Origin of the sequence: Paenibacillus dendritiformis (assembly GCF_015845845.1) — a bacterium.
Taxonomy (GTDB): domain Bacteria; phylum Bacillota; class Bacilli; order Paenibacillales; family Paenibacillaceae; genus Paenibacillus_B; species Paenibacillus_B dendritiformis_C.
In genome coordinates this window covers 1-6,103 of record NZ_LDIG01000052.1, presented here as the reverse complement: position 1 = coordinate 6,103, position 6,103 = coordinate 1, and the positions used below count along the sequence as shown (strand labels likewise).

The following is a 6,103-nucleotide window of genomic DNA, read 5'->3' as shown; positions in this document are numbered from 1 at the left end:
CTTCGAAACAAAGTCAGCCGCAGGCGGGTCAAAACGGTCATCGAAAATCTGATCTGGCTGGCCTCTCGAATGGTAGAGCATGCCAGACAAACGAAGCTCCGCTTCGGAAGACATAGTCCATGGTTTCAGACATTCCAGCGCATTTACGGGACCTTGTCGGGATAATAGATTGCGAACCTATGTTTCCGTTCAAGCTTTGCACAAGGGAAGCTTTGTTTCGTGATGTCTTTTTCAAGTGAATCGAGTCATCACCTCTGCTTTCTGCGCCTATCGTTACAGCTGATAGTGATGGTTCTCTTATTCGTAACCCTTTCACGGATTCAGGAGAAGTCTTTAACACCAAGTTTCTCCTTCCATGCATCCTGAAGCGTCTGAGAGAAGTTGATCCCTTCCTCGGCAGCAGCATCGTTTAGCCATTTTGGAATTGTGAATGTCTTATTGATGGCCTTATTACGGATGCGCTCCCGGACGAAATCCGTATTCACTTGGATGAGAGACACAAATTCACCGGCTTCCAATTGAATTGCGTTCGGATGCTTTTTGTCGTTCTCCGTTTTAAGTTATCTCATCCTGTTGGAATCCGGTCAGGCTCAGGTCGGCACCCTCGGCTTGGAGCTCGCCGAGCAGCCGGGCCAGTGCCTCGTCATCCCAGCGGCCAGAAACCTTGTTCAAGGCCAGATTCAACCTCCGCTCCTGCGACTTGTCCAGGTGAACGACGGATACCTCTACCTCCGTGCGCCCCTGCTCGTTAACAAGGATTTTGAAGCGCTGATGCCCGCCGACCATGTTCCCGGTTCGCTCGTTCCAGACGATGGGCTCAACGTAGCCGAACTCCTCTATGCTGCGGCGAAGCTTCTGGTATTCAGGGCCGTCCAGCTGCAGGTCAACGCGAGGATTGTAGGCAGCTACATTTATCTGCTCTATCGGCATGATTCTGCTGTTCATTCCTGTAACCTCTAAGTAAAAATAATCAAAATACAGAATTTTATTCTTTCATTTGGTGAACATTAATATCGAAAAAATGCTTAAGGAAAGGTTGATGAAAATGATTTCTTTTCCAGTTCATGGTTCTAAGCACGATGAATTAGGAGACCATAGAAGAATGGAGACAAGATTTACAATTTCAGCAAATGGAAGAATTGACGCTACTACAAAAACGTGGACTTCTGATCATTGGGAAGGATTTACTGGGTCTGTTGTTGTTTTTCTTACAGATGCTTCTGGCGACATCCTTCATGCGACTGATACCCGCACGTATGGTGTCGATGGTGTCTACATAGGGGATCCAAGTCGAGAAGACGTTTGGAATGAAACAATTCCTGATGACGCATTAAAGAATATGGCAGGATATGCAGTTTGGCAAGCACATACCCCTGACATTATAGTTACTCCTGACGCATTTAAAGAGTGGGCCGAGGCTATTGTGCCAATAACAAAATTTTTTTAAGAAGATTGAGTTGTGTTTGTTTCTCGCGGGTGCCTGCGTAATACGTCCGCACAGCGATTCTACGGCCCCGCCCTGCCGTTTTCTAATCCTCATCCTTTCTACCCCATTTAGAACGTACGTTCCTCAAATCGGCTTATAATTCGTCGTTTTCTGGGAAAAGAAAAAGGACCTAAAGAGGTGCTTCAGACTGTCGACAAAGTCCTGTCGACAGTTATTTTCTTAGGATGGGCGGGGCCGGGAAAGGCAGAACAGGTTAGGTTAGGGCAAGTGGGTCCGCGCATGAAGCAAGCTGTTCCCCGCATGAAAATGCTGCACAGGCGCAGCATTTTTAACCTCAAGAGGATAAATTTTGAGGAAATCCTGCAAAATTACATTATTTCTCCATTTTGAATGCTATTTATGCCTTGCCGTAGGGTAATTGCTGTATTTTTGCAGTAATCGTATTTTCGCAACCTCGTGTCAATGAAATTGCTGCATTCTTGCAGTATTGGCGGAGCGCATTAATATGGTATAATATAGAAAATTAATTCGTGCGGGAGTGCTTGAATATGTTGCGAAAAACGGGTACCAAGGACGTTCCCAAATCTCCATGGTCTCCTTGGACGAGCTTGTACCAGAGGATCATTTGGTCCGTAAAATCGAACACGCCATCGACTTTAACTTCATCTATGACTTGGTTCGAAATGCCTACTGTGAAGATAACGGTAGCCCTGGCATTGATCCAGTTGTTCTAATTAAATTAGCGCTTATTCAATGCCTTTTCGGGATTCGCTCCATGCGCCAGACCATGAAGGAAATTGAAACCAATATCGCGTACCGTTGGTTTATTGGATATGACTTCAGTCAACCCTTCCCTCACTTCTCCACGCTGGGTAAAAATTAAGTACGTCGTTTTCGGGATACGGCACTATTTGAAGCTATCTTTGATCGCATCCTCGAAGAAGCTGCTCGCCATGGTTTCCTTGAACCTGACGTACTCTTTATTGATGCGAACGCATGTGAAAGCCAGCGCGAACAAAAACAAGATTATGCGTGCCATCGTAGCCGGCTCGTTAATGGCGAGTCGGATTATAAAAGCTTTTGGAGCAGGCAATGATGAATAGAGTCGTGATGTGCAATTTCTTAAGGAAAATGAAAAAGGATTGAAAGGTTAAAAGATGAATAAGATACTATTCGAACTGATAGATGAAGTGACAGATGAAAAATCCTTTCTCCACTTTATGAACGAGCTTAGAAAGGACAGAGCAAACCATACAGAAGAGTGGGAGAATGATTCGATAGAAGCTTTTCTGGAAGGCGCTTCGGAATGGGGATTGGCGTCGATCGACGGTCTCTCCTACTATAACAAACCCGATAACCCATGGAAGCGATGTGCTCAAATCCTGTATATGGGAAAGAGTTATGAGTAGCCTCGAGCAGCGGCGAAGAAGGCAGAGGCGCCGTGAAGGAACTTGGAGCACTTCAACATGACGGAGTTCACTACAATAAACGAAAAAGCGAGGATTATGATGAGTTGGTTGCTCGACAGCGCTGTGGAAAGAAATAAAAAGGCCCCCTACACCTTCTATATTCCAAGCCCTTCCGTAATTGAGAAGCTTCAAGAGAGCGATAAAGTCAAACTTATTTTTGTGTCGGCGGAAACGGAAGAGGAGTATGCTTGCGAACGAATGTGGGTCGAAATTGCAAAATTGGATGGCGAATGTTTTATAGGTACACTAATAAACCATCCAGTCAAACTCACCAATTTAGGGCTCGGCCATACCGTAAGTTTTTCAAAAGAACATATTTGCGATACCGAATATAGAGACCCTGAGGAACATATATGGAATTACTATTTCGACAGCAAGATCATTGTAAGCAATGATGTTCTCGAAAGAGAGGAATTCAATTTCTTGTTAAGGGATTATCCTAGAGACGATGAAGATACGGGATGGATCGTCTTTAGCGGTTATGAAGATGACGATTATGTGAATGATCCCGATAACCTGCAAGTGATTTCCATTGGCGCCATTTTGAATATGGATGATTCCGTTTTGGCGTTTATCCAAGATGAACCTCAGTGTGCCTATGAACGTGATCAAGAGACAGGGAGGTTTGTGAAAATTCATGATTTTGATTGGGATGATTATAACAACGGTTAAGATTTGTGGGTAGGTCAAAGAAAGACGTTGCTGTTATTGGACCGGTAACAGATGAGGAAGCTACTCAAGAACTACTAGAAAGTAAGGGCAAGACTCTCGTTTATCATACTTCTAAGGATAAAGTAATTGTGAAAATTCGAAGGAATGCCGGGTTGAGGAACTATTTGTCATGAAAATCGAATATAAAGATGGGCTGTTATTTACCGAAATCGTCATTGGATTGGAATCAAAGTAACAGTGGAAGACGATATTATTGCAAGCTTTGGTATTGGCGGGAAGGAACATGCTTTTACAAAGACTATTCAATCCATAGCGATCGGGGATTACACTTTAAGAAACGTTTCATTGGACTTTTACTTCTTTTAAGTACCATAACATCAACGGGTTGCTTGGTCTGGATATATTACTGAATGGAAAATTTCACATCGACTTAGACAAGCTTGAATTATTGAGTCTGCAATGAAGATTGCAGAATTTTTTTACTTTTTTTGAAGGGCTAGACCAGTCTTGGGTAGTCTGTAGGAGCAGGTGCCAGGAATACAACGATAAGATAAGGCCCCTGGAAAGGAAGAGAAGCGTTGACGAATTCTATTCGAGACATAGATTGGATGGAAATCCGTAGCGAGGCACATTTACTGCTCCAGACAGAGGAGTCGGGCGTCGCCATTCATCCCATAAAGCCCGGTCTGGAAGCAGAGGTAACGAAAGTCAGCATAGGCGGGCTTCATTTTGTGCTCAAACTATGGAATCGGGACTCCAAGCCGAATGTCCATGCGCAGTATAAGCTTTTAGAAGCACTTTATAGTCGGGGGCTGCCCGTTTCCAAACCGTATGGTTGGGGGCTTGATCGAGACGAAAATCCGGTCTTATTAACCAGCTTTGACGGGAGTCCTATTGTCAAAGTAAATCAGTCTTTATTTAAAACGCTTACAATGATGTTAACGCGGGTACATCGAATGCCCATCCAAGATATAGATGAATTGGCGCTTCCCAAGCATGATTTTATTCCTTATTTTTTTCCTGGGATTGAAGAACATGTTGATCTTCGAGATCTGCTTGTTCAACTCATGGAACGAGCGGATATGAAGCAAGATTGCCTGATTCATGGGGATTTTAATATAGGGAATGTGTTGGAAGCGGGGGGGACGCATACCCTAATCGATTGGACAAACGGACAGCTTGGCGACCCTAGATACGATATCGCCTGGTCATTGGTTCTGATCAGGATATATGGCGGCATGCGGTCAAGTTCCCATTATCTTTCTGCCATTTTATCGGAAACTCCCTATACACAGGAGGAACTGGAGCTGTTCGAGGCAATGGCATCCTTAAGGTGGATATTGCTTCACAGAATGTCTTATTTGCCTACCCGAAAAGGCACGATGTCAAGAGTAAGGAGCCTATTGAAAGGGAATCGGCATTTGAATGAGGAGTTACTTTGATAAAAGGAATCTTATAAAAATTGATTCTTGGGCACCTTCCATTTTGGGAAGCCAAGAGACTTTAAGGTTAGTTGAGATCCGAGTAAATATGCATGTGGTAGTTAGGATCCTCTTTGAAAATTCTTTAAAAATAGAGGTTTTACTAAATGAACGATGAGTTGAAAGAAGTTATCATTGGGATAACCAAAGCTGCTGTATCAGAACTGCCCTGCGGTGGAATCATCAACGAACTATTGGAAATAAGAGGAAATATCGCTCAAAGAAGAATAAATAATTTTATAGAGCGGTTTTTAGATTATTTGCAGGGTGTGGGACTTACCTTAAATAAAGACATTCTTACGTCCGAAGATTTTAATGATATGTGTATGACGATAATTAAACGTGTTGTTGAAACTAAAAGTGAACAGAAATTAATGATCTTTAGAAATATTTTGGTTTCGAGTACATCTGCTACTTATCATTCAGATTTTAAAGAGACATTTTTAGACCTGGTGATGAGATTGGATTTTCTAGAAATAGAAATTTTAAGAATGTTTGAGCATACTGGAAGAACAGGGAACTTGGATGTCGGTAAAAACGAGGTTGGTCTCGTTATGGTTAAGAGTGCATCGTATAAAGATAAAATTATTGAAAAAATAAAAGAAGAATCAGCACAATTGTCTACTATCGAGGCTCTTGGTAAGTATGAATTTTACATTTGTGATCTTATATCTAAAAGTCCAGTGAATTAGTGCAGTTGTAGCCGTCTGATGGACATGCAAAACGAGTAAAACAACTCAGCCAGCGCTGAAATGAGTAGGCGTGACAACGCCTCTGTCCTCACGGATTTCGTTTTTTGGCATGCCGACATACCAGTTCGAGATCGCTTTTTCCCAAACCGGCATAGTCTTTTCAGATTTTGAACGATCGCCGTCAGTAGCGCCTGTTCTTGCATGCAGTCGAGTCCGCGGCTCCGTGCACGATCCATGCCATGCGCAACTTTGCTTTCAGCAAACACATGCTCACAGCGGGTTCGTAACTTTTGCAGATGACGGTAAGAACCCGTTAGCTGAATCCGTTTAGCTCTGTTTCGG

Annotated in this window: 7 protein-coding genes and 2 pseudogenes; 7 read left to right on the top strand and 2 right to left on the bottom strand. The window is 43.2% G+C overall.

Going from position 1 to position 6,103, the window contains the following annotated elements; all coding sequences use genetic code 11:
* Positions 1 to 165: pseudogene (locus tag ABD76_RS29125) on the top strand (IS1380 family transposase); the annotation flags it as partial.
* 390 nt (positions 166 to 555) lie between these two features.
* Here the strand turns inward: ABD76_RS29125 and ABD76_RS02345 are convergent.
* Positions 556 to 945 carry a ParB N-terminal domain-containing protein gene (locus ABD76_RS02345; protein ID WP_197253968.1) on the bottom strand — a complete coding sequence of 130 codons (390 nt, stop codon included), beginning with the start codon at positions 943 to 945 and terminating at the stop codon, positions 556 to 558.
* Positions 946 to 1,039: 94 nt separating this feature from the next.
* Between ABD76_RS02345 and ABD76_RS02340 the strand changes: the two genes are divergently transcribed.
* The 6 genes and pseudogenes from ABD76_RS02340 (at position 1,040) to ABD76_RS02315 (ending at position 5,761) form a co-directional block, all read left to right on the top strand.
* Positions 1,040 to 1,447, top strand: a complete 408-nt coding sequence (locus ABD76_RS02340; protein WP_197253967.1) for a hypothetical protein — start codon at positions 1,040 to 1,042, stop codon at positions 1,445 to 1,447.
* Positions 1,448 to 2,036: 589 nt separating this feature from the next.
* Positions 2,037 to 2,490 (top strand): annotated as a pseudogene (locus tag ABD76_RS02335) (transposase); the annotation flags it as partial.
* A gap of 114 nt (positions 2,491 to 2,604) precedes the next feature.
* Positions 2,605 to 2,856: a DUF7660 family protein gene (locus ABD76_RS02330; protein ID WP_197253966.1), complete on the top strand. Its 252-nt coding sequence runs from the start codon at positions 2,605 to 2,607 to the stop codon at positions 2,854 to 2,856.
* 99 nt (positions 2,857 to 2,955) lie between these two features.
* On the top strand, positions 2,956 to 3,588 hold the full coding sequence (locus tag ABD76_RS02325) for an immunity protein Imm33 domain-containing protein (RefSeq protein WP_197253969.1): 633 nt from the start codon (positions 2,956 to 2,958) through the stop codon (positions 3,586 to 3,588).
* A 578-nt stretch (positions 3,589 to 4,166) separates the two neighbouring features.
* Positions 4,167 to 5,030, top strand: a complete 864-nt coding sequence (locus tag ABD76_RS02320; RefSeq protein WP_197253965.1) for an aminoglycoside phosphotransferase family protein — start codon at positions 4,167 to 4,169, stop codon at positions 5,028 to 5,030.
* A 146-nt stretch (positions 5,031 to 5,176) separates the two neighbouring features.
* Entirely contained in the window at positions 5,177 to 5,761 is a 585-nt protein-coding gene (locus ABD76_RS02315; protein ID WP_197253964.1) for a hypothetical protein, read from the top strand.
* Here the strand turns inward: ABD76_RS02315 and ABD76_RS02310 are convergent.
* Positions 5,758 to 6,103: transposase (locus ABD76_RS02310; protein WP_197253963.1), on the bottom strand; the 346-nt coding region annotated here is incomplete at its 5' end. The two genes, ABD76_RS02315 and ABD76_RS02310, sit on opposite strands and share 4 nt — an antisense overlap.